This is a genomic window from Laceyella sacchari (assembly GCF_024927925.1).
GTDB lineage: Bacteria > Bacillota > Bacilli > Thermoactinomycetales > Thermoactinomycetaceae > Laceyella > Laceyella sacchari.
Map to the genome: position 1 here is coordinate 2,689,984 of NZ_CP103866.1, position 20,037 is coordinate 2,710,020.

The window sequence follows — 20,037 nt, forward strand, 5'->3', positions numbered from 1 at the left end:
AGAGTTAAACCAATGCACTGACCCCGACCAGGATAGCCACCCACACCCCGGTCGCCCACCACATCACACGCACTGTTTGCAACAGATGCTTGGCCTGGCGCGGTTCGATCGGGTCTCCCAGCCGCGCCCGTTCTGACAGGCGCCCATGGTAAACATTTACCCCACCCAATTGGATATGGAGTGCTCCCGCAACCAAAGACTCGGGTATTCCGCTGTTGGGGCTGGGATGAAGATGGGCATCGCGACGGTAAGTGCGCCAAGCCTGTCTCACATCTAAGCGCATGATCCAAAACACCAATAGCAAAACCCCGATTGTCAGGCGGGCGGGGATAAAGTTACACAAGTCATCCAAGCGGGCCGAAGCTGTCCCCAGATGAAGATAACGTTCAGAGCGGTAACCCACCATCGCATCCAGCGTATTCACCGCCCGATACGCCATCGCCAGAGGCGCCCCTCCGATGGCCGCAAAAAACAGCGGTGCCACGATGGCGTCGACCAGATTTTCGGCGACGGTTTCCACTCCCCCGCGCACCACCTCTCCTTCATCCAACCCTTCCGTTTGCCTGCTGACGACCATCGCCAGCTGGCGCCTCGCTTCCTCCAGTTCCTGCTTGTTAAGCGCGCGGTATATGTTCAACCCTGCTTCAGCCAATCCTCGAGGTGCAATCGCCAGCCAAATCATCATCGCTTCCAGCATCCCTCCAGCCAGCGGTTGCCAATCATAGGCCAGATGCACCAATCCCGCGCAAACCATCCAGACGCCACCGACAACCACGATAGGGAAACTGAGCCCCAGCCAACGAATGGGGACACGGTGAGTCTCATTAGACCAACCTTTCTTCTCCAGCCACCGGCCAATCCCTCGGTCCATCCAGGAAATCACTTTCCCCATCCCCACTACTGGATGGGGCAGCCATCGCGGATCTCCGCACATCACATCCAGCAGGCAAGCGAACAATATGATTAAACCCCAATCCATCTTCCTCACCGCTTTCTGCGCCGTTCGTTTTCCACCGCTTCTGTAACTCCCGCATACACTGTCCGCGCAATCGCTTGCCCAAGCGGACTCAGGGTGCCGGCATACGGATGGATAACTCCACCCCGGATATTCCCCGTAGCGGCGATAACCACTGCGTCGGTCGTCGTCCCTGTCGCCACCAGCCCTTTGCAATCTGTCACTCCCAAATCGGCTAATGCCGCCGCTTTCGCTTCTGTGGCCGTGATCACCCCGCCTACCAGCGCGGCTGGAGCGACGGCTCCCTCAATCAACAACAAAATATTGATTGTACCAGGCATGCCAAAAGAGGGCTCCCTGAATGTGGGTCCCTTCTGCCCGGCTCGCGCTGCATTCCCGATCCCAGCCGTCACCCATGTCCTCAAGCTAAATGTCGGTGTCTCCGCTGTTTGTTCACTGCCCAATGTCAAATCAGCCGCGGTCAGCAATACAACTGTTCCTTCTCGCGGTATGCCCCGCGTAGCCAACCATTCGTTGATCTCCTTCGTGGGATCAAGCGCGTCATATTGTTTATCTACATGGCGATTGATGATGCGCACCGCCTGTTGCACACCTCCGCCAACCACCGCACTGCTCAGGCAAGTGAGGGGCTTTGCTGCGACCAGCTGAATCATTTCTGCGTCCCATTGCACTGTCAGCCGGCTTTCCTGTGGCAACATCCCACTCACTCCTCCCGTTCTTCCCCAAACTTCCTCACGACTTGCCACTCCGTTCCAATACGTTCTACCAGCCAGCCTTGACCCGTCTGCAACTCCGGCTCCCAAAAAGACTCCCAATCGCGGCGAATCATCCGTGCCCAAAACCATCGCATCGGCCCACCATGCGTCACAACGCAAACCGTCTCCCCTCGATGCCGCTTGATCACCTGCCTAACCCATGCCATCAAGCGCTGATCCAGGTCACGTAGGGTTTCACCGGCTGGAGGAGCATGAAAAAATGGATTTTCCAGCCATTTGCCTACATGTTCGGGATCAGTGCCCATCAGCTCATCATAAGTTCGCCCTTCCCAAGCGCCAAAAGAGCACTCGCGCAGTGCCGGCGTGAAACGGATGGAAAGTGACGGGTGAGCCTCTTTGATGGCTTGTGCTGTTTCGGCACATCGTTGCAGATCGCTGGCATAGATGGCATCCAGCTTCAAATCCGCCAATTGGTTGGACAGCAGCAGCGCTTGTTTCTTGCCAACCTCCGTCAACGGTTCATCCAGTTGTCCGCAGTACCTTTTGTCGCGATTAGCTTTCGTTTCCCCATGCCGAATCCAAATCCATTTCATGCCAGTTTCACCCCCAACGTAAAAAAGAGCAAGGCAACGATTTCAGCCCCTTCAATCAAAGCCCCGTATATATCGCCCGTGCAACCTCCCAACCGGCGAACCGCCGTTTTGCCGAGGTACCAAGTCCAAACGAACACAATGCCCAACAAGACGATGCCTTCCCACTCCCACCACCAGATCAGGGGGAGAATGGTGAAAAAACTGGCCATATTCATGCGCCGCAAAGTTAAGGATTCTTTCAAGCCACTTCCCAATCCTTGCGCTTGGGCATAAGGAAACACGAAAATCGCCACAACGGCCGCAAAGCGCGCGAGCATCACCGAACTAGCCCAAGCAAAAGCTCCGTTCCAAACATGGGACTGCAAGAGATAATACAAGGTGGCCGTTTTTAACAACAGAGCGAGAACGCCGGCTAACACGCCCATCGCTCCGACACGCGGATCTTTCATGATTTGTCGTGTGCGCTCGGGATCACGATTGGCCCCAAACCCATCGGCAGTATCCATCAGCCCATCCAAATGTAATCCGCCAGTGAGATAAACCAAACATCCCACATCCAGCACCGCGCGCACCATCTGCGGGAACCATTGGGCCACTAGCCAATCGAAACAGACCAACAACAAACCCAATAACGCCCCCACCACGGGATACCACATCGGACTGGTCCGATAATCTCCCAACAACCATCGCCGCGGCATGGGCAAACGGGTCAAAAACGCAACTGCATGTGCAAAACCGCTCATCCTTTCACTCTCCACGGCACACCAGATACCACAAACCACACTTCATCCGCCCGTAGTGCCACTTGCTGATTCACCCAGCCGAGCGCATCTTGGAAACACCGGCTAATCGGATGCATCGCCACACCGCCTAAACCTACCTCATCAGTCACGATCACCGCATCTCGCGCCGCCAGACAGTCAAGCCACGCATGCGCATGCGATTCTACCTGCGTCAGCCTCCGAGAGCGCCAACGAGAAGGATCTTCCCCTTCCGCGAGAGGTTCTCTCATTAACAGATTGCTGACCCAAGCCGTAAGGCTGTCAACCAACAGTACGCTACCCGTGGGGATCTCTGCGATCACTCCTGCCAAATCAAACGCTTCCTCCTTCACTTCCCACTCTTTAGGCCGTTGCCGCTGATGGGCTATCACACGTGCCTTCATCTCATCGTCCATCACTTGGCTTGTTGCCAAATAGACGACCGGTTTCCCCTCTTTCACACACAACGATTCGGCGAAACGGCTTTTGCCAGAACGCACGCCGCCCGTTACCAATCGAATTCCCATCGTTTCCTCCTCAATCCATACATGACCGCAATACAGCGAGCAGCCGGTCATTCTCTTCCGGTCTTTTGATGGCAATACGGAAATAATCGTCCCCCAATGCTGGATAATTGGCGCAACTCCGGATCAGGACACCTTGACTGGCGCAGGCGTATTGAAGTTGCCGCGCGTCCATCTTGCCGCCGTTAACCCTTCCCAACAGATAGTTGGCTTCGCTTGGGAAAAACGCCATTTCCGAAAACTGAGCCAATTCTCCAATCATCCGCGCGCGCTCCGGCTCAAGCCAGCGACGCACCGCCAACGCATGCGCACGATACACTTCCGGGCGCATCACCTCTTCGCCCGCCATCTGCGCCAAACCATTCACATTCCATGGCGTCCGCATCAAGCGCAACCGCGCGGCGACTTCGGGAACAGCCATTACATATCCCAACCGCAGGCCGGGCAATGCGAAGAATTTTGTCAATGAGCGTAACACCATCACCTGTGGATGGGCAGAAATCAACCGCAATGCCGAACATTCTTCCCCATCGGCCACGAAATCGAGAAACGCCTCATCCACAATCAACCAAGTCTGCCACCGCTTCGCCCATGCCGCCATCTGCTCCATTAGTCCGGCGGGGAGCAGATGGCCGGTGGGATTGTTCGGCGTCCCTACAAAGAGCGCATCCACTTCCTTCATCAATGCCTCCACCGCGGACGGCTCCGGCAGAAACCCTTCTTCCCAGCAGGTGTGAATGGAATGCACGGGTATTCCCCGCTTTGTGGCACTGTCCGCATATTCGGCAAAAGCGGGCTGAATCACGCCGACCTTCTGTGGCGACAAGGTCTGCACCAACAAATCGATGAGTTCCGCCGCTCCATTGCCCACGATCACCCCCTCGTCATCCATTTCGTGAAACTGGGCGATCATCCGCCGCAACACCCGAGCGTCCGGATCGGGATAACGGCTTAACACAGGGACCCCAGGCTCTCTAAGCGCCTGATTTAACACATCCAACACACTGGATGGAGGGCCGTAAGGATATATGTTTGAACTGAAATCAAGCCATGCATTTTCTTCGATTGAGAACATCGCTTGGGCTGTGGCCAGATCCCCGCCGTGCCCAAAACGTTCGATCATCATCTCTGTCCTTCCCTTCTCTTTTCCCTTCATTAACCCCTTTTTAACCTTGCGGTGACCTTTTCAAAGTCTGCCATTTCATCATAACACGCCAGACGGGCACGCTCAGCCCCATTTGCAAAAAAGCGCACTCTCACCGTGGAAAGAATGCGCTTTTTTATAAAACCTCTTTAAAATGACGCTTGTCTTCGAATAAGATCAACAAAGACACCTTTTCATCGTCAGGAGAATGCCTATGGCTGACAACGTGCACTTTCGTTCACGTTTCTTCACCAAAGAAGAAATTCGTGAGAAAGAAGATTGGTTAAACGAACATTTCAACCGCGGCTATGCCATTGCCACCCTCACCGAGTTGGAAACGGGTTATTTCGCCCATTTGATCCATGATCCTACCCACCGCCTGCTCACCCGCGCCCGCTTCTTTCATCGGGGCATGGAAGAAAGCATGGATGCATGACTCACCTCAAAACACGAGGATGAATGGCAACATGACATCCATGCGGTAAATGACGGATACTGGGTTGTGATCTATCGGCAAAATCCCGCCATCCCACTTCCCGCCTCCAAGCTGTTGCTGATACAATGCGTGGAGTTATGGTGGCTATGGCTGATTGGTACCCTGTTCTTCGCCCTGCTCTATTTCACCAAGTGACGAATTTGGTTCAGGCAAACCCAGATCGGCGAAGGTGGCCATTTCTCTGGCCAATCTCACAGCTGAATCAAACAGCGGAAAGCTGAGCGCTGCGCCGCTCGCTTCTCCCAACCGCATGCCGGCCGCAATGAGTGGCTCCAAACCCAGCTCTTGCAACAGTACGGCATGAGCCGGTTCCACCGACAAATGGGAAGCAAACAACACATCTTTGACCATCGGTTCTAATCTTACGGCAACAAGGGCGGCGGCGGTGGAAATCAAACCATCCATCACCGCCGGCAATCCCTCTTGCGCCGCCCCCAAATAGCACCCTACCATGCCCGCAATTTCCAAGCCACCCAGTTGAGCCAACACGTCGAGCGGACGACGAGGGTCGGGGCGATGAGTGGCAAGCGCCTGTTTGATCGCCTGTTGCTTTTTAGACAAGCTTTCGTCAGAGACCCCCGTGCCGCGGCCGGTTAGGTGCTCCACCTCCAACCCGGTGAGCGCTGCGGTCAAAGCTGCCCCCGAAGTCGTATTGCCGATACCCATCTCACCTACAGCCAGCAAGCGCGTTCCTTCTGCCTTCAATTGGCGAACAACGTCCACCCCGGCCTGAATGGCTTGCTCCGCTTCATCTAGGCTCATCGCCGGAGCAACCGTGAAATTGGCAGTGCTCTTGCGCACCCGTCTGTCCACTACGGGAATCGGCACGTCATCCAACAAACTCCCGACATCAACCACTCTTACCTCTGCTCCATGCTGGCGAGCTAGCACGTTGATTGCGGCTTTGCCTTTGGCGAAATTATGTATCATCAATCCAGTCACGGCCTGCGGATAGGCACTCACCCCTTCTTCCGCGATGCCATGATCCCCGCACATGATGACAATCGCTTTTTGACCGATATCCGGATGCAATTGTCCAGTGATGCCGGCTAGTCTAACATAGACCTGTTCTAATGCCCCCAAACTACCCAACGGCTTGGTCAAATTGTCCACATGCCGCTTTGCTTGTCTCTGCACCTCTTCATGCAGTCGTTTGTGATTTATCTGACGCACCACGATGCCCCCCTTTTTTATGTTCGCACCAACTTGATAATCTCTGTCAATTGCTCGGGATGACAGGCGATCAGGGAAGCGTCGGGATCGATGCCGTCAAACGCTTTGCCCCCATAATCGACGGTGACGGCTCCCGCTTCACGGGCCAATAGCATTCCCGCATACATGTCGACCCCACCGGAACGGTACACCACCATGGCATCAATCTGCCCTTGTGCCAACAAACTCCAAGCGATCCCAGGCGCCCAGAGGCGCAACACCCGCTTACACCGTTGTTCCAAGGCGTGGCGCAAAGCCAAAGAGCGATCATCCCCCTGTACATGATGTCCCTGTACCCAGGCGACAGTGGGGCGCTTGATCGATTGGGGTGCGATGGTTAGCGGTTTGCCGTTGACTGTTGCCCCTTCCCCTTTTACAGCAACATACAACCGTTCTAAATGCGAATCATAAATGACTCCCAATACGGGCTCATTACGATAAAAACAGGTGATGCACACTGCATACACCGGCAATCCGATCGCATAGTTGTTGGTACCGTCCAGCGGATCGATCATCCAGCACCAGTCGGGATCGTTCCCACCTTGCCAGCCAAACTCCTCACCCAAGATGCGGTGACTTGGAAACCGCTTCTTAATGCCAGACACAATCCACTCTTCCGCTTGGCGGTCAATCTCCGTCACAATGTCACCATATTCCCCTTTGGCTTCGATCTCCTTGTCCTGCAGAAAAGCTTCCTTCGCCAATTTCCCTGCCGCAACCGCCAATTCTTCGGCAGCCGCGCGTGCCTCCTGTACCACTCGTTGCCACTCCACTTGATCGCCTCCTGTCAACAAACCGTTCACGCCTGACGGCGTTGTATCCAGCATACTAGAGTAAATTTTCCCACTATAGCGTGACTGATGTATAGGCCAACGGCTCCAAAACCATTTTCTCATTCGCTTCACTTGTACATCGGCGCTCCTCGAGGAAAGGTTTTTCCGCCGCTTCTTCCCCATCAACTTGATTTGCCAAGCATACCCTGGTCAAACTTGGCGCTGTTGGCTGCTTTTTACTATCATCACGGCCATCCGGTACGTGTCCGCGTCGATCATCCCATACGCTTTCATTTCCCGCAATTCATCTAAGATTAACTCACAATCGCCGAGATGATCCCCGGTGTAAATGACGGTTCCGAATTGCTTCAATAGCTTGCGCACATCCGCGAACGTCCGCATCAGATTCCCTCCCTTATGATACAATAGTTGCAACTCAACCATGAAAGGTGTGTCCCCATGTACCGATCATCATTCATTCCCATCAAACAATTAGCCGGTCAATTGATTTTGTCACAACGTCACAACCATTGGGGAGCCACCTTGACAACCAAAGAGTTGATTTTTCAACGCCCCCATTTATCCTACCATATTTTTTTAGATGACATTTTGGGCCTGGTCCCCTATCCCCTGCCAACCAACCAGCGCGGAACCCACTCGGTAGTCGGCTGGCTTGAGCCCAATCGGCACCGTGATTTTTACAAGCTATCCGTCGCCCGTCTTCATCTGGTCAACCGCCAAGGCGCGTTCACCCAAGATACCGCGGACTTGATCATTCCCCTCAACAGCCGTTTTATCCATTTTTTGAGCCAAGTGACCAACTTAACGCTGTTGCCATAATAAAAAGCCCCCCATGCCTGATGACGGAACGGGGGGGGCTTTTTGTTATGGGATTATCCCTTCGACACGGGACGCAACGCGGGAATCGCGCGATACATCGCTTGCGCCACAATGGCACCAACCACAGCTTTGGCGATGTCGCCAGGCAGGAAAATCAACAGGCTTGCGCTCAACGTGCCCATGGTGAGGGGAAGGTTCAAGTACGTGACCACCCAAGCGAATCCGATCGCATGTACCACTGCGACGCCTCCGACCAAGTGGGCCAAGATGAGCTGCCATAAGGCGATCTGCCCATGCCGCGCCATCTTCTGAACCATCCAACCAATCACGCAAACGGCTAACAGCCAACTGAAGACATACCCTCCGGTCGGCCCGACCAACTTAGCCAGCCCGCCTGTTCCTCCCGCCATGACTGGTGCCCCGGCCGCGGCGAGGCCAATGAACACCGCCATGCTGATAACGCCCCGCTTGGCGCCTAAGAGAGAGCCTGCCAACATGACTACCAATGGTTGCAGGGTGATAGGAACCGGTCCTATCGGAATCTGAAATTGTCCGCTCACTGCCAACAATGCCGTGAACAATGCAATCCATGTCATGTCACGCACGGTCTGCCTGTTTTTGTCCATCTTGCAGTCTCCTTAATAAATGACTATAAAATCATTTTTAGATTATAGCGTTCGGTTTATATTGTCAACCAATTAACCTTTTCCCGTTTACAAACAAACCTCACTTCGCCTCTCTGTGTGCTATCCCCATGCCAATTGATTCGCCTGTTTCCGGGCAAGCGCCTTGTCAGCGCGCAGGCGCGGAACATAAGATATCCCATCCAGGTCAACAAGTGCTGAGGAGTGACCTTCTTTGAACCATGATAATCCGCGTGCGTACACGCACAAATTTCGACTTGCTGCCCATCACCCCGCCAATCTCTTTGTATCCGTCGCCCGCCGTATCAAAAGCGGTGTCGTAGCAATTGAAACCATGGAAGAGCAAAGAGGCCTTTCTCTGCAAAGCGCGGTCTTGGGCATGCTGTTTCCCGAACTCGCCAAGCCGGTCAACCGGTCGCGCCAATTCGGTTCGGGTTTCATCATCCATCCGTCCGGTTATGTCTTGACCAATCAGCATGTGATTGAACGCACGTCGGAAATCCGGGTCAAAGTGGACGGAGTCAAGCGCATCTTGCCCGCCACTGTGGTTTGGTCCCACCCGGACAAGGACATTGCTGTATTGAAAATTCAACCACCGCGGCCTTTAAAGTCGCTTACTTTGGGATCTTCCGAAGCGACCCAAGTGGGAGAATGGGTGCTGGCCATGGGCAATCCGATGGGCCTGGAACAGAGCGTCACCGTCGGGGTGATCAGCGGCAAAAATCGTCCCCTCCACATCAATGGCTTGCACTATGACAACGTCATTCAGACCGATGCCGCCATCAATCCCGGCAACAGCGGCGGGCCATTGGTCAACATCTTAGGCGAAGTGATCGGCATCAACACCCTGATTATTTTTCCCTCACAGAGCTTGGGGTTTGCGATCCCCATTGAAGATGTGTTGGCTGACATCCGACGTTTCTTGCCATGACCGCAAAAGCGACAAACCACCTCGGCATATGCCGGGTGGTTTGCATTTTGTTTCCTGGCGATTTCGTTGTTCAAATTTGTTTGTTTAAGCGTTTTTCATGCCGTCAATCAACACCCGAACCACTTCTGGACGGGAAAACTCCGGTGGCGGCATCGTTCCCTCGCGCAACATCTGTCTTACTTTTGTTCCTGACAGGATCACATGGTCTTCTTTGCCGTGCGGGCATGTTTTGTATGAAGCCATTCCCGCGCACTTCTTGCAATAAAAGCTGTGTTCAAAAAACAGTGGGGTGATTCCCAATTCGTCAGGGGTAAACCGGCTAAAGATTTTTTGCGCATCATAAGTGCCATAATAATCTCCTACCCCCGCATGGTCGCGGCCGACGATGAAGTGGGTACAACCGTAGTTTTTGCGAGCCATCGCATGGAAGATGGCCTCACGTGGCCCGGCGTAACGCATGGCTGCCGGAAATACCCCCAACATCACCCGGTCGCGCGGGTAGTAGTGTTCCAAAATCACTTCATAACTTTTTAATCTCACATCAGCAGGGATATCATCCGACTTCGTCTGCCCTACCAGCGGATGCAAAAAGAGACCATCCACCGTTTCCAACGCCGCTTTTTGGATGTATTCATGCGCCCGGTGCACAGGATTGCGCGTCTGAAAGCCGACAACTTTCCGCCAGCCCCGCTCTTCAAACATTTTTCTCGTATCGGCGGGGTCATACGCATACTTCGCAAAAATGCCTTGATCCAATCTTTCCAGGAGCGTGATTTCCCCGCCTAGATACACGTTTGACTGCGCGGCCAACCGGGCAACCCCAGGATGGTTGCGATCCACGGTCTGATACACTTTGCTCGCTTCCAACTCCGGATCCACTCTGTACACACTTTCCACGCGTACCACGGCCACAAGCGCTCCTGTTTCCGTCACCAGGGACACATACTCCGCTCGCTTAACTTCTGCCTCTTTCTCTTCCGGAACAGGCAAGGTAATAGGAATGCTCCATACCGTACCGTCAGCAAGCCGCATCTCGTCCCGAACGGTCTGATAATCCCGCTCATTGAGAAATCCTGTCAGCGGGGAAAACACGCCCGTTGCCAAGCAATGCAAGTCAGACAATGTCACTGCGCCGACCGATATGGAGGGAAACGCCGCCGCCCTTTCTAACCATTTCTCTTTTTCTGCTCCTGTTGCAACACGTTGCACCAATCGTCCTCCGTGAGGGGCGATCAATTCTGCCATGCTTTCGTCTCCCTTCACACCATCTTGATTCCTGTAACAAACTCCAAGTGCACCTGACCGAATGAAGCATGCATCGCACCCGCGCGCTTAAGGTGAGAAAAAAGGCATGAACCACATCGGTTCCACCAATTTCGCCGCCGCGAGTGACTTGCTGGAAAGCAAGATTGCCATAAACTGCGTCCCGCTGCCAAGCGATGTCAGACCCACCAACAAACCGCCTGGAACGCTTCCTTTGGCCAGGCGCCAACAATGCTCCAATCGACTGTCTTCCGGCGGAAATGCTGAAATCTCTCCACCACTTTGGTCACTGCTGCTTATATCAAGTCCGTCCCCACTGCCATCGTCGGTGAAAAGCCATACAGCAAGATGAGTAGCGGTGTCATCAGAAGCCCCCCACCCATTCCCGCCAAGCCCACAAGCAAACCGACGATGAATCCAGTGAAGGAGACTGTCAACATTACTCGCTTTGCGAGACGTGCAACCCGCATTCCGTTTTGGCAGACCCGGCCCATCTGCCCGCGCGCGGATCTTCACCCGGTTTCACTTGCCGGGTGCATGGCTGGCAACCAATACTCGGATACTGTTGGTCGTGTAATGGGTTGTACGGAATATCATGAGCGAAGATATAGTTCCACACCTGTTTTTCATTCCAAAAGGCCAAAGGATTCAATTTGACCATGCCAAAGGCTTTATCCCATTCAATTACTTCCGCATGCGCTCGCGTGGGCGACTGTTCGCGACGGATGCCGGTGATCCACCCTTGATAGCCGGTCAGGAATTTTCTCAGCGGCTCCACCTTGCGCAATTTGCAACACAAGTCGGGATCGCGTTTCCAAAGCTCAGCACCGTAGTGCTCCTGTTGTTCTTCCAACGTCAGTGCCGGCGCAACACGAATAAATTCTTTCCGGTAACGCTCGCTCAAGCGGTCGCGCACCTGATATGTCTCCGCAAAGTGCAAGTCAGTGTCCAAATAAAAAATATCTAGTTCAGGATTTACCTTCAGCGCCATATCCACCAGCGCCACATCCTCATAACCGAAACTACAAGCCAGCGTGATCGCTTTGACTCCAATCTCTTCTACGCCGAAACGGATGATTTCTTCCGGATGTTTCGTCCGCAACTCTTCTTGCAAACTCTTCAGCCGCGTTTCATCCAACACCGCTTGTTGCAACAGCTGTTTTTCCATTTTCATTCCTCCTCACCCATTCCATATATGTCTGGTTGCACGGTTTGATCACATATCAGACCAATTTCAGCCGTTGGACGACAAGACGTAACCAGAACCCGGGCGAACTCTCTTTTTCTCTTCCAGTGTCCATTCCCTCACATCTGGTGTGGCTATGAGATAACGCTCCAATTCCTTTTCCGCATGGGTGAAAGCTTGCTCATCGCCCGTCGACAACACCACCACCGCATGGGTGTCACCGTTTTTCAGTTCAGCCTTCAACCGGTATAAGTACAATTCCTGGCTCATACTGACGGCACCACCCGTTCACAAATGCGATCCAGCTCTGCTTGGCACGCCTCTATGCCAACTCGCTCGATAAACTGTGTAAACCGTTCTCCGGCCTGTCTTTGTTCCTTATAGAACAGAACAAGCTCTTTCAGCACCGGAGCTACATGCTCTTTGGCCACACGCCCTTTGAGCGGAGTGTTGAACTTCCCTGCTCCGAACAGATGACCGCCGACGGAGATTTGGTAAGACTCGACCATCCCTTGGGCTGTTTTGCTTTTGCCACCCATCAAGCCGATGTCGGCGATTTGCTGTTGTCCGCAGGAGTTGGGGCATCCATTGACATGAATCCGGATCGGGGTATCCAATTCCACATGCTCATCCAGATACCGCGCCACTTCTCGCATCAACTCTTTCGTCTCTGTGAGCGCCAAGTTGCAAAACTCATTGCCGGTGCAGGACACGGCGTGGCCTTCAAACGGTTTTGGCGACGGGCTCAACCGCTTCAAGAGCGGCTCCTCGAGCAAGGCTGCTACCTTCTCATCAGGCACATCGGAGATGATAATGTTTTGCGTGTTGACTGTGCGCAATGTGCCCGAGCCATAACGATCAGCCAAATCAGCCAACGCTGTGAATTCTTCCGCCGAAGTCCGGCCGACCGGAATACTCAACCCCACATAGGAGAGGCCCGCTTGTTTTTGCGGATGCACTCCGGTGAAATATCCTGCATTCCAGCCAACGATCCGATCTTCCCCGCGCGTCGGGTAGGTGCCGATCTCGCCGGACAACACCTCCAAAAATTTCTCCGGGCCCCAGTCGGCAACCAAGAATTTCAGGCGGGAGCGGTGTCGTTTTTGTCGATATCCATAATCGCGGAACACTTTGGTCACACCCACGGCTACATCCACCACTTGCTCCGGTCGGACAAATATATCCAATTGTTGTGCCAAATGCGGACGGTTGGACAAGCCGCCGCCCACCCAAACATGGAATCCAACCACTTCTTCCCCATCTATTTCTTTGACTGCGGGAGTGAACGCAAGATCATTGATCTGCGCATGGGCAGGATTATAAATGCTTGCCGAAACCGAAATTTTGTACTTGCGCGGCAGGTTGGAAAACTCTCTGTTCAGCAAAAAAGTCTTCTCCAACTCAGCCACAATCGGCCGGGTATCAATCAATTCATTGGGATCGATGCCCGCCAGCGGATTGCCAATAATGGTCCGTGGGCAATCTCCACACGCTTCGTATGAATGGAGGCCTACTTCGCCTAAACGGTCGAACATCTCCGGCAGATTTTCCACCCGTAACCAATGGTATTGAATGGCCTGCCGCGTCGTCACATCGATCAAACCACGTCCGAACCGTTCAGAGAGCTCCGCGATGACTCTCGCTTGACGGCTGTTTAAGATGCCGGTGGGAATGCGAACCCGCATCATGAAGTAACCGTCAGATTTTGGGCGCTGTTGATATATGCCCGCCCATTTGAACAAGGCGAATTTCTCCTCCGGAATGGAGGCAAATCCCTGTTTGGCGTAAACTTCTCTGATCTCGTCGATGATGTCGAGCCCATCCTGTCTCAATTTCAATTGCTCTACTGAGTTTAGTTTGTCTGCTTGTTCAGCCCACTTCCATTCTACCGTCATGGCAGTCACTCCCTTTGCCCAATTTCCCCCGTGTTAACAGACAACCCACGCTTTCCTCCAGCGTCTGCTCATGCAAAACAGGTATTCCATATACATTAACTCGGAATTAAGTACACTGCTTTAAGAATAAAATAGATAACTAATACAGTCAATCATTTTTATTCAATTCTTACATCATAACCCAAGTTAGATGATCGGGTTTATTAAAATTTGACCGAACCTCCCTGTTGATACGATCCATTCATTTTCGATTGTAAGAAGCTTTTTTTCACCAATGTTCTGCCAACCCTTCCTCTTCACTTGTTCCGATTCACGGCAAACCCATTTATCGCAGAACGCTCATTTGATACACTTTAGTTTGTGGCCCGCCCACACGGAGCCGCCATGTAAAACACATTCCCCCGTGGGAATCAAGGAGGCGTTTTGCTATGGAATTGATCGTATATTTGGCTGGGCAGATTCACGATGATTGGCGGGAACAATTGCGTCAAGGCGCGCAAGCCCGCAACCTCCCCATCCGCTTCAAAGGGCCGCAAGAAAACCATGACCTCTCCGATGCAATCGGCGAACGCATCAAAGGAACGCAACCAAATGCTGTGTATCGCGACCATGTCGCTTCAGAAGTGAATAACCTGCGTACACGGGTTTGGATGCAAAAAGCCGACATTGTGATCGCACTGTTCGGTGAAAAATACCGGCAATGGAACACGGCCATGGATGCATCTATGGCTTTGGCTTTAAATAAGCCATTGATTCTCATCCGGCCAGAAAGTCTGCACCATCCGCTCAAAGAACTCGCCCAACGCGCGCAACTGGTCGTCGAGACCCCTGAACAAGCTTTGGACGCCTTGGCCTATCTCTTTGAAGAGTAAAGGACTCCGCTTTGTTGGAGTCCTTTCATCCACAGAAAAAACCAGGCGCCTTTCCGCCCGGCTTGCCATCGTTCCATTTCACACATTCCCCTATGCTTCCGCCAATCGCGCTGGTTGATCCTCAAATACCACATAATCCAAATTGATGTTTAAAAACATCATGTCCCGGCCAGAATTCTGTTCCCGGATCATGAAATAATCCCGGCCCACTTGGCGCAACACCCCCGAGAATGTCACATCCCGCCACTGTTGGCTACCATCATAAGTCAAAAACACCGTGATTCGTCTTCCCACATTGGCTTGCATCAAATCTTCCGAAAACCGCCGCTCCTGCCGCCGCTGCGACACATTGGCATCCATGCCCATAACATATGGATAAGACCAGTACATCTCCACCGCCTCCTAAAAACTGAATACTTTGGGGCAATCCGATTGGCTCGGTATATAAAAGCAATGGCTTTTATAACGCCCGGCGTTAACTTGGTTGAACCATCGGGCCGGGCATGCTCCCGGTGGCTCGAAAAACCACAAAGCATACCGTCCTGGGGTGAACCGCTGGCCGCGAACGACTTGTCGGGCCAGCCGGATGTCCTGTTGGCGCGCCGCTTGGTAGAAATAAGGCTTTTGCACTGCTTCAAACCCGCCCGGAGATTGAAACACCATGTCCTGGACCGAGCGTAGCCCCTCAAAATCGAGACAATCGGCCAACACCCGGTTCACGCCCACATTGCCCACATTCAACATACCAAGTTTCCCGTCTCCTTCTGCTTCCGCCCGCATCAACCGGGCCAACAACTTGACATCTTTTTCCCGCGCGTTGATGATGGCCATACCATCCCCCCTGAGGTAAAAATATGTGGCCCCTTGTCAAAAAAGAACATCAAATGTTTGGAAGCGGAGTCGACGGGTTCGGATTATCTCCCATCGTATGCCATCTGTCCGTTCACCACTGTGCACACCGTCTTCGCTTTGATCCATTCCTCCGCTGGGCACTGCAAAAGATCGCGGTCGTACACGGTGAGATCTGCCCAGCGCCCAACAGCGATCACGCCTCTCTCCTTTTCCATGCCTTCCGCGTAAGCGCTTCCCTGCGTAAACAAACGCAAAGCCGCAAGCGGTTGCAATTTCTGCTCAGGCAGATATCCAGGATGAGTAACTGGATCTTCCAGGCGTCGCCGGGTCACTGCCGCGTGCATTCCCAAGAGCGGATGCAAAGGCTCGATTGGAGCATCACTCCCTGCCGCGCAGGAAATTCCTGTTTCGAGCAACGTTTTCCATGCATAGGCATAAGCAATCCGTTGTTCTCCCACCCGCTCTAACACCCATGGAAAGTCGCTCGCTACAAAACGCGGTTGAATGTCCACCACCACATCCAGCCTTTGCAGGCGCGCAATCAGATCCGCCCGCAAAAATTGACCATGAATGAGGCGATGCCGTAGCTCTCCTGCCGGAGCGGGGACTTGCTCCATGGTCTCAATTACCCGGCGCGCCGCTTCATCACCAATCGCATGCACCGCGATGGGGCGTCCACAGGTAGCAGCACGGCGCGCCAAGTCCAGCAATTCCGCTTGCTCGTGGATCGCCACCCCGATTTGATTCGGATCATCGGTATAAGGTGCCGACATCAACGCGGTCCTTCCGCCAATCGAACCGTCGGCAAAAATTTTTACCGCCCCCAAGCGAACCCACGGATTTGGCACCAGCTCCGTTGGCTCCAGCTCATCGAGTTCAGCCAGATAAGGGTGATACAACAGATGATGCGTTCGAAACTTCACTCCCTCATCCACCAACTCGCGATAAATCCGCACCAACTCCCCGACATTTCCGATATACCGCAAATCTTCGCTGTGCCCGCCAGTTAATCCACAAGCCAACGCCTGTTTCATCGCTTGGCGAATCGCCTCTTTCTTTTCGTGGTAAGACGGGGTGGGTTGCGCAGCATAGAAAGGCTGGGAAGCTTGTTCATACACCCATCCGTTCAGCCGTCCGCTTCCGTCCCTCCCAAACATACCGCCTTCCGGTGGCGCCGTTGACTCTGTGATCCCCGCCACCCGGTAAGCAGCCGAATTGACGAGATGAGCATGCAAACAGACCCGGGCCAAAAGCACGGGATGGTGGGGGCTGGCTTCATCCAACTCTTCCAGTGTCGGTGCGCCGCCCTGCAAACGGTTTTCATCCAACCCCATGCCCAGAATCCATTCACCCTCTTTGCTGGTTACCACCCGCCGTTTGATTGCCTGCAATAACTCCGTTTTGCTCCGACACACACCCAGATCCAGCCATCGCAACCGTTGCCCAACCCCTGACAGGTGAAGATGGCTGTCGACGAACCCCGGATAAACATAGCCCCCTTGCAAATCTACCTTGTTTACTTGCGCCCGGCCATGATCGAGCAAAAGCTGTTCCGTCTCCCCCACCGCTACAATCCGCCCCTGCTCCACAACTACCGCTTCCGCCAATGGCTGGGACGGGTCCAATGTGATGATCCGTCCGTGATAATAGATCGTTTTCCCGTTCATGCCAGTCCTCTCCCCTGTCCTGATCTGATTGGAAACATTTTACGATATTACCCGAACATATATTTGCATATAATAAAAACAAACGCAAGCATATGTTCGCATAATGGAGTGACCCATATGGAATCAACGGTGCTTCTCATTGACATGCAATCTTTCTACGCCAGCATCGAAAAAGCCTTGCGGCCCGAGTTGCAACATCGCCCCCTGGTCGTCTCGGGTGACCCAGAGCGGCGAAGTGGCGTCATCCTCGCCGCTTGCCCGCTCGCCAAATCGTATGGCATCCAAAACGCTATCACCTTGCGGGAAGCGGAAGAGCGTTGCCCCCACTTGACCGTGGTTCGGCCGCGAATGTCTCTTTACCTGCAAACCTCCTTGCGGATTACAGAGATTTTGGGCCAATTTAGCGATCGGGTTGAACCGTATTCGATTGATGAGCAATTCCTTTCCATCAACGGTTGCCAAACATTATTCGGCTCCCCGATGGAAACGGCCCGCAAAATCCAACAAGAGATCGCCATCCAACTCGGTCTGTATGCCCGAATTGGCGTCGGCCCCAACAAAGTGCTCAGCAAAATGGCTTGCGACCACTTTGCCAAAAAGAACGAAAGCGGCTTGTTTGAACTGACCAAAGACAAGTTGGAAACCCATCTCTGGCCGTTGCCCGTTGAAAAAATGTTTGGTGTCGGCAAACGGATGGGACGCCACTTGCGCCGCATGGGAATCGCCACAATTGGCGACCTCGCCCGTTGCCCACTGGCTCGCCTGCGAAAACGGTGGGGAGTGAACGGGCATGTTCTGTGGATGACAGCCAACGGCATTGACCTATCACCCGTTCATCCTGACACGTTTCAAAAACAAAAAGCAATCGGGCATCAGATGACCTTGCCCCGTGACTATCGCACCACGGAAGAAATCAGTGTCGTTTTATTGGAGTTGTGCGAGGAAGTGTGCCGGCGCGCGCGTCGGCAACGGCAAGTGGGGTGGACTGTCAGTGTCGGTTGCCGCGGAGCCGATTTCAACTTCCCCAGCGGCTTCCATCGGCAACGCACCATGCCGGAAGCAACCAATCACACAATGACTGTATTTAGCCATGCCCGGGAATTGTTCACCCGCTTTTGGGACGGCCAGCCGATCCGTTCCATCGGTGTAAGCCTGAGCCAGCTGTCCACCGATCAACCCATGCAACTCAGCTTATTTGAGAACAATGAGCAACAGTACCGTTTGGGCCATGTCATGGATGAAATCAACCAACGCTTCGGTCCTACTGCCATTTTGCGAGCCGCTTCGCTAACCCGCGCCGGGCAAGCTCTAGAACGGTCACAAAAAATAGGAGGGCATTACCGATGAATGAATCTTTGAATCGCCACAACATGCTGTGGGAAGGCAGCCGTATGTTTCTCCCAGAACACCGTGCGGCACTCTTGCAACGCAAACAGGACGAGGAAGCGTTCATTCCCCCTCAGTTGGATGAAGACCAGCTCGTCGAGATGAATCGCCTGCTGATGGAGGCGGTGGATGGCGACTTCCCTCTGCTCGTCCGTTATGTGAGCCGGCGCCGCCCCTGTGAATGGTGCGGCTTTGTGCAAAAAATCAATCCGCATGAGCGCTGGATTCGACTGGCCAATGGGCGGGAAACCACCACCATTCCCTTCTCCGACATCTACGGAATGGAAAAGGCTACGGACAGGGATGACGTATAAGGCCATGTAGCTCCGCTCAGAGGTTGAAGCCTTCTCAAGCAGCCGTCTGAACCTTGCCATCTTCTTCTGACCGCGCCTGCGCCCGAATAAACCACACAATTCCGACGATAGACAGCAATCCACCCACCAGTTGCGACCAAATGACCGCCTCATCAAGGAGCCACGCCGCCAACAAAACCGTTCCTACCGGTTCACCCAGTACGGCCATCTGAATCGTAACCGCTTTGGTAAACTTGAGCAACCAATTGAACAACAAGTGGCCAAAGACGGTCGGCACGGTGGCCAACAGGAAGAAGATGCCCCATTCTTCAGCTGGATAGGAAAACAGCGGGACACCGAGAACAACGTTATATCCGGCCAGCACCAAGGTGGCGACCACAAACACCACAAAACTGTAAACCGTCGAAGAGATGCGCTGGCGCAAATTTTGCCCCAATAGCATATGGATGGCAACAGCAACCGCGCCCAAAAACGACAACACATCTCCCCACAGCGCCGTAAGGGTCCAAGTAAAATCACCGCCAACAACCAGCCCCGTGCCGACCAGCGCCAATCCCATTCCCCAAAACGCACGCGCCGGATACTTCTCCTTAAACATCAGAAAAGCTCCCGCCGCCACCAGGAGCGGGGTCAGATTCAAGAAAATCATTGCACTAGCCACTGAGGTGTAATGGAAGGATGACATCCAGAACAAGAAATGCAAGCTCAAAAAAAAGCCCGACAGCGACAGCCGAACCCAATCCTTACCCGTCAGGCCAGTCAGCCCGGCACGCTCCCGCCAGACCCATGGCAACATGAGCAACGCAGTCAGCGACAAACGATGCGTGGCCAACACGCTGGCAGGCGCAGACGACCACTTGATGAAAATACCGGAAAAAGAGAATGCCACCACTCCCAATGCGAGTAACAAAAACACACCGGCACGCGATGGATTCATCGTTTCACCTCCCTTTGGCATCATATTCTGATTTTAAGGCAAAACCATGCCGATG

General features: G+C 53.6%; 26 protein-coding genes. 6 read left to right on the forward strand and 20 right to left on the reverse strand.

Features of this window, described 5'->3' with window-relative positions; genetic code table 11:
- Positions 1-4: 4 nt before the first annotated feature.
- The 6 genes from cbiB to cobD are packed head-to-tail and all read right to left on the reverse strand — an operon-like array spanning position 5 to position 4,696.
- Positions 5-979: an adenosylcobinamide-phosphate synthase CbiB gene (gene cbiB / locus NYR52_RS13130; RefSeq protein ID WP_259435788.1), complete on the reverse strand. Its 975-nt coding sequence runs from the start codon at positions 977-979 to the stop codon at positions 5-7.
- A gap of 5 nt (positions 980-984) precedes the next feature.
- Positions 985-1,674 (reverse strand): adenosylcobinamide amidohydrolase, encoded by a 690-nt coding sequence (locus NYR52_RS13135; RefSeq protein ID WP_158283386.1) that lies wholly within the window; start codon positions 1,672-1,674, stop codon positions 985-987.
- Positions 1,675-1,679: 5 nt separating this feature from the next.
- A complete protein-coding gene (locus tag NYR52_RS13140) occupies positions 1,680-2,285 on the reverse strand; it encodes a histidine phosphatase family protein (RefSeq protein WP_259435789.1) in 606 nt (201 codons plus the stop codon).
- The gene (cobS, locus tag NYR52_RS13145; protein ID WP_132222884.1) at positions 2,282-3,028 is read right to left on the reverse strand and encodes an adenosylcobinamide-GDP ribazoletransferase; all 747 of its coding nucleotides are present in this window, start codon (positions 3,026-3,028) and stop codon (positions 2,282-2,284) included. Before cobS ends, NYR52_RS13140 begins: the two co-directional genes overlap by 4 nt.
- Positions 3,025-3,573: a bifunctional adenosylcobinamide kinase/adenosylcobinamide-phosphate guanylyltransferase gene (gene cobU / locus NYR52_RS13150; RefSeq protein WP_259435790.1), complete on the reverse strand. Its 549-nt coding sequence runs from the start codon at positions 3,571-3,573 to the stop codon at positions 3,025-3,027. Before cobU ends, cobS begins: the two co-directional genes overlap by 4 nt.
- Before the next feature lie 10 nt (positions 3,574-3,583).
- Positions 3,584-4,696 (reverse strand): threonine-phosphate decarboxylase CobD, encoded by a 1,113-nt coding sequence (gene cobD / locus NYR52_RS13155; protein WP_259435791.1) that lies wholly within the window; start codon positions 4,694-4,696, stop codon positions 3,584-3,586.
- A 232-nt stretch (positions 4,697-4,928) separates the two neighbouring features.
- On the opposite strand from cobD, the gene NYR52_RS13160 reads away from it, so the two are divergent.
- Positions 4,929-5,150, forward strand: coding sequence for a hypothetical protein (locus tag NYR52_RS13160; RefSeq protein ID WP_259435792.1), 222 nt, complete (start codon positions 4,929-4,931; stop codon positions 5,148-5,150).
- Between the two features lie 144 nt (positions 5,151-5,294).
- On the opposite strand, the gene cobT is transcribed toward NYR52_RS13160, so the two are convergent.
- The 3 genes from cobT to NYR52_RS13175 form a co-directional block, all read right to left on the reverse strand.
- Entirely contained in the window at positions 5,295-6,383 is a 1,089-nt protein-coding gene (gene cobT / locus NYR52_RS13165; RefSeq protein WP_259435793.1) for a nicotinate-nucleotide--dimethylbenzimidazole phosphoribosyltransferase, read from the reverse strand.
- A 17-nt stretch (positions 6,384-6,400) separates the two neighbouring features.
- Positions 6,401-7,195 carry an inositol monophosphatase family protein gene (locus tag NYR52_RS13170; protein ID WP_259435794.1) on the reverse strand — a complete coding sequence of 265 codons (795 nt, stop codon included), beginning with the start codon at positions 7,193-7,195 and terminating at the stop codon, positions 6,401-6,403.
- Between the two features lie 210 nt (positions 7,196-7,405).
- A complete protein-coding gene (locus NYR52_RS13175) occupies positions 7,406-7,597 on the reverse strand; it encodes a YqgQ family protein (RefSeq protein ID WP_022736908.1) in 192 nt (63 codons plus the stop codon).
- A 57-nt stretch (positions 7,598-7,654) separates the two neighbouring features.
- On the opposite strand from NYR52_RS13175, the gene NYR52_RS13180 reads away from it, so the two are divergent.
- Positions 7,655-8,035, forward strand: a complete 381-nt coding sequence (locus NYR52_RS13180; protein ID WP_022736909.1) for a hypothetical protein — start codon at positions 7,655-7,657, stop codon at positions 8,033-8,035.
- A 53-nt stretch (positions 8,036-8,088) separates the two neighbouring features.
- Here NYR52_RS13180 and NYR52_RS13185 read toward each other — a convergent pair whose 3' ends face one another.
- Complete coding sequence (locus NYR52_RS13185) at positions 8,089-8,661, reverse strand: biotin transporter BioY (RefSeq protein WP_022736910.1); 573 nt, start codon at positions 8,659-8,661, stop codon at positions 8,089-8,091.
- 232 nt (positions 8,662-8,893) lie between these two features.
- Between NYR52_RS13185 and NYR52_RS13190 the strand changes: the two genes are divergently transcribed.
- Positions 8,894-9,610: a S1C family serine protease gene (locus NYR52_RS13190; RefSeq protein ID WP_022736911.1), complete on the forward strand. Its 717-nt coding sequence runs from the start codon at positions 8,894-8,896 to the stop codon at positions 9,608-9,610.
- Positions 9,611-9,694: 84 nt separating this feature from the next.
- On the opposite strand, the gene sat is transcribed toward NYR52_RS13190, so the two are convergent.
- The 6 genes from sat to NYR52_RS13215 all read right to left on the reverse strand — a co-directional run bounded on the left by sat (position 9,695) and on the right by NYR52_RS13215 (position 13,954).
- A complete protein-coding gene (gene sat / locus NYR52_RS13195) occupies positions 9,695-10,855 on the reverse strand; it encodes a sulfate adenylyltransferase (RefSeq protein WP_132222900.1) in 1,161 nt (386 codons plus the stop codon).
- Between the two features lie 87 nt (positions 10,856-10,942).
- Positions 10,943-11,113, reverse strand: coding sequence for a hypothetical protein (locus NYR52_RS16785; RefSeq protein ID WP_158283388.1), 171 nt, complete (start codon positions 11,111-11,113; stop codon positions 10,943-10,945).
- 56 nt (positions 11,114-11,169) lie between these two features.
- Positions 11,170-11,367, reverse strand: coding sequence for a TSUP family transporter (locus NYR52_RS16790; RefSeq protein WP_375163152.1), 198 nt, complete (start codon positions 11,365-11,367; stop codon positions 11,170-11,172).
- Complete coding sequence (locus NYR52_RS13205) at positions 11,313-12,041, reverse strand: phosphoadenylyl-sulfate reductase (protein ID WP_132222904.1); 729 nt, start codon at positions 12,039-12,041, stop codon at positions 11,313-11,315. Before NYR52_RS13205 ends, NYR52_RS16790 begins: the two co-directional genes overlap by 55 nt.
- 66 nt (positions 12,042-12,107) lie before the next feature.
- Positions 12,108-12,329, reverse strand: a complete 222-nt coding sequence (locus NYR52_RS13210) for a DUF3906 family protein (RefSeq protein WP_106341631.1) — start codon at positions 12,327-12,329, stop codon at positions 12,108-12,110.
- Positions 12,326-13,954, reverse strand: coding sequence for a nitrite/sulfite reductase (locus NYR52_RS13215; protein WP_132222906.1), 1,629 nt, complete (start codon positions 13,952-13,954; stop codon positions 12,326-12,328). The genes NYR52_RS13210 and NYR52_RS13215 overlap by 4 nt, the downstream gene beginning before the upstream one ends.
- A gap of 428 nt (positions 13,955-14,382) precedes the next feature.
- Between NYR52_RS13215 and NYR52_RS13220 the strand changes: the two genes are divergently transcribed.
- Positions 14,383-14,826, forward strand: a complete 444-nt coding sequence (locus NYR52_RS13220) for a YtoQ family protein (RefSeq protein WP_132222908.1) — start codon at positions 14,383-14,385, stop codon at positions 14,824-14,826.
- Positions 14,827-14,916: 90 nt separating this feature from the next.
- Here NYR52_RS13220 and NYR52_RS13225 read toward each other — a convergent pair whose 3' ends face one another.
- The 3 genes from NYR52_RS13225 to NYR52_RS13235 form a co-directional block, all read right to left on the reverse strand.
- A complete protein-coding gene (locus tag NYR52_RS13225) occupies positions 14,917-15,216 on the reverse strand; it encodes a spore coat protein GerQ (protein WP_054095919.1) in 300 nt (99 codons plus the stop codon).
- 12 nt (positions 15,217-15,228) lie between these two features.
- On the reverse strand, positions 15,229-15,657 hold the full coding sequence (locus NYR52_RS13230) for a cell wall hydrolase (protein ID WP_132222910.1): 429 nt from the start codon (positions 15,655-15,657) through the stop codon (positions 15,229-15,231).
- 83 nt (positions 15,658-15,740) lie between these two features.
- Positions 15,741-17,345 carry an amidohydrolase gene (locus NYR52_RS13235; RefSeq protein WP_132222912.1) on the reverse strand — a complete coding sequence of 535 codons (1,605 nt, stop codon included), beginning with the start codon at positions 17,343-17,345 and terminating at the stop codon, positions 15,741-15,743.
- Between the two features lie 117 nt (positions 17,346-17,462).
- Here NYR52_RS13235 and NYR52_RS13240 point away from each other — a divergent pair, with 117 nt between their 5' ends.
- Both NYR52_RS13240 and NYR52_RS13245 read left to right on the forward strand, forming a co-directional pair.
- Complete coding sequence (locus tag NYR52_RS13240) at positions 17,463-18,692, forward strand: DNA polymerase IV (RefSeq protein ID WP_259435795.1); 1,230 nt, start codon at positions 17,463-17,465, stop codon at positions 18,690-18,692.
- Positions 18,689-19,045: a YolD-like family protein gene (locus NYR52_RS13245; protein WP_132222916.1), complete on the forward strand. Its 357-nt coding sequence runs from the start codon at positions 18,689-18,691 to the stop codon at positions 19,043-19,045. Before NYR52_RS13240 ends, NYR52_RS13245 begins: the two co-directional genes overlap by 4 nt.
- Before the next feature lie 34 nt (positions 19,046-19,079).
- Here the strand turns inward: NYR52_RS13245 and NYR52_RS13250 are convergent, their stop codons facing one another.
- Positions 19,080-19,982, reverse strand: coding sequence for a DMT family transporter (locus NYR52_RS13250; protein WP_259435796.1), 903 nt, complete (start codon positions 19,980-19,982; stop codon positions 19,080-19,082).
- Positions 19,983-20,037: the final 55 nt, after the last annotated feature.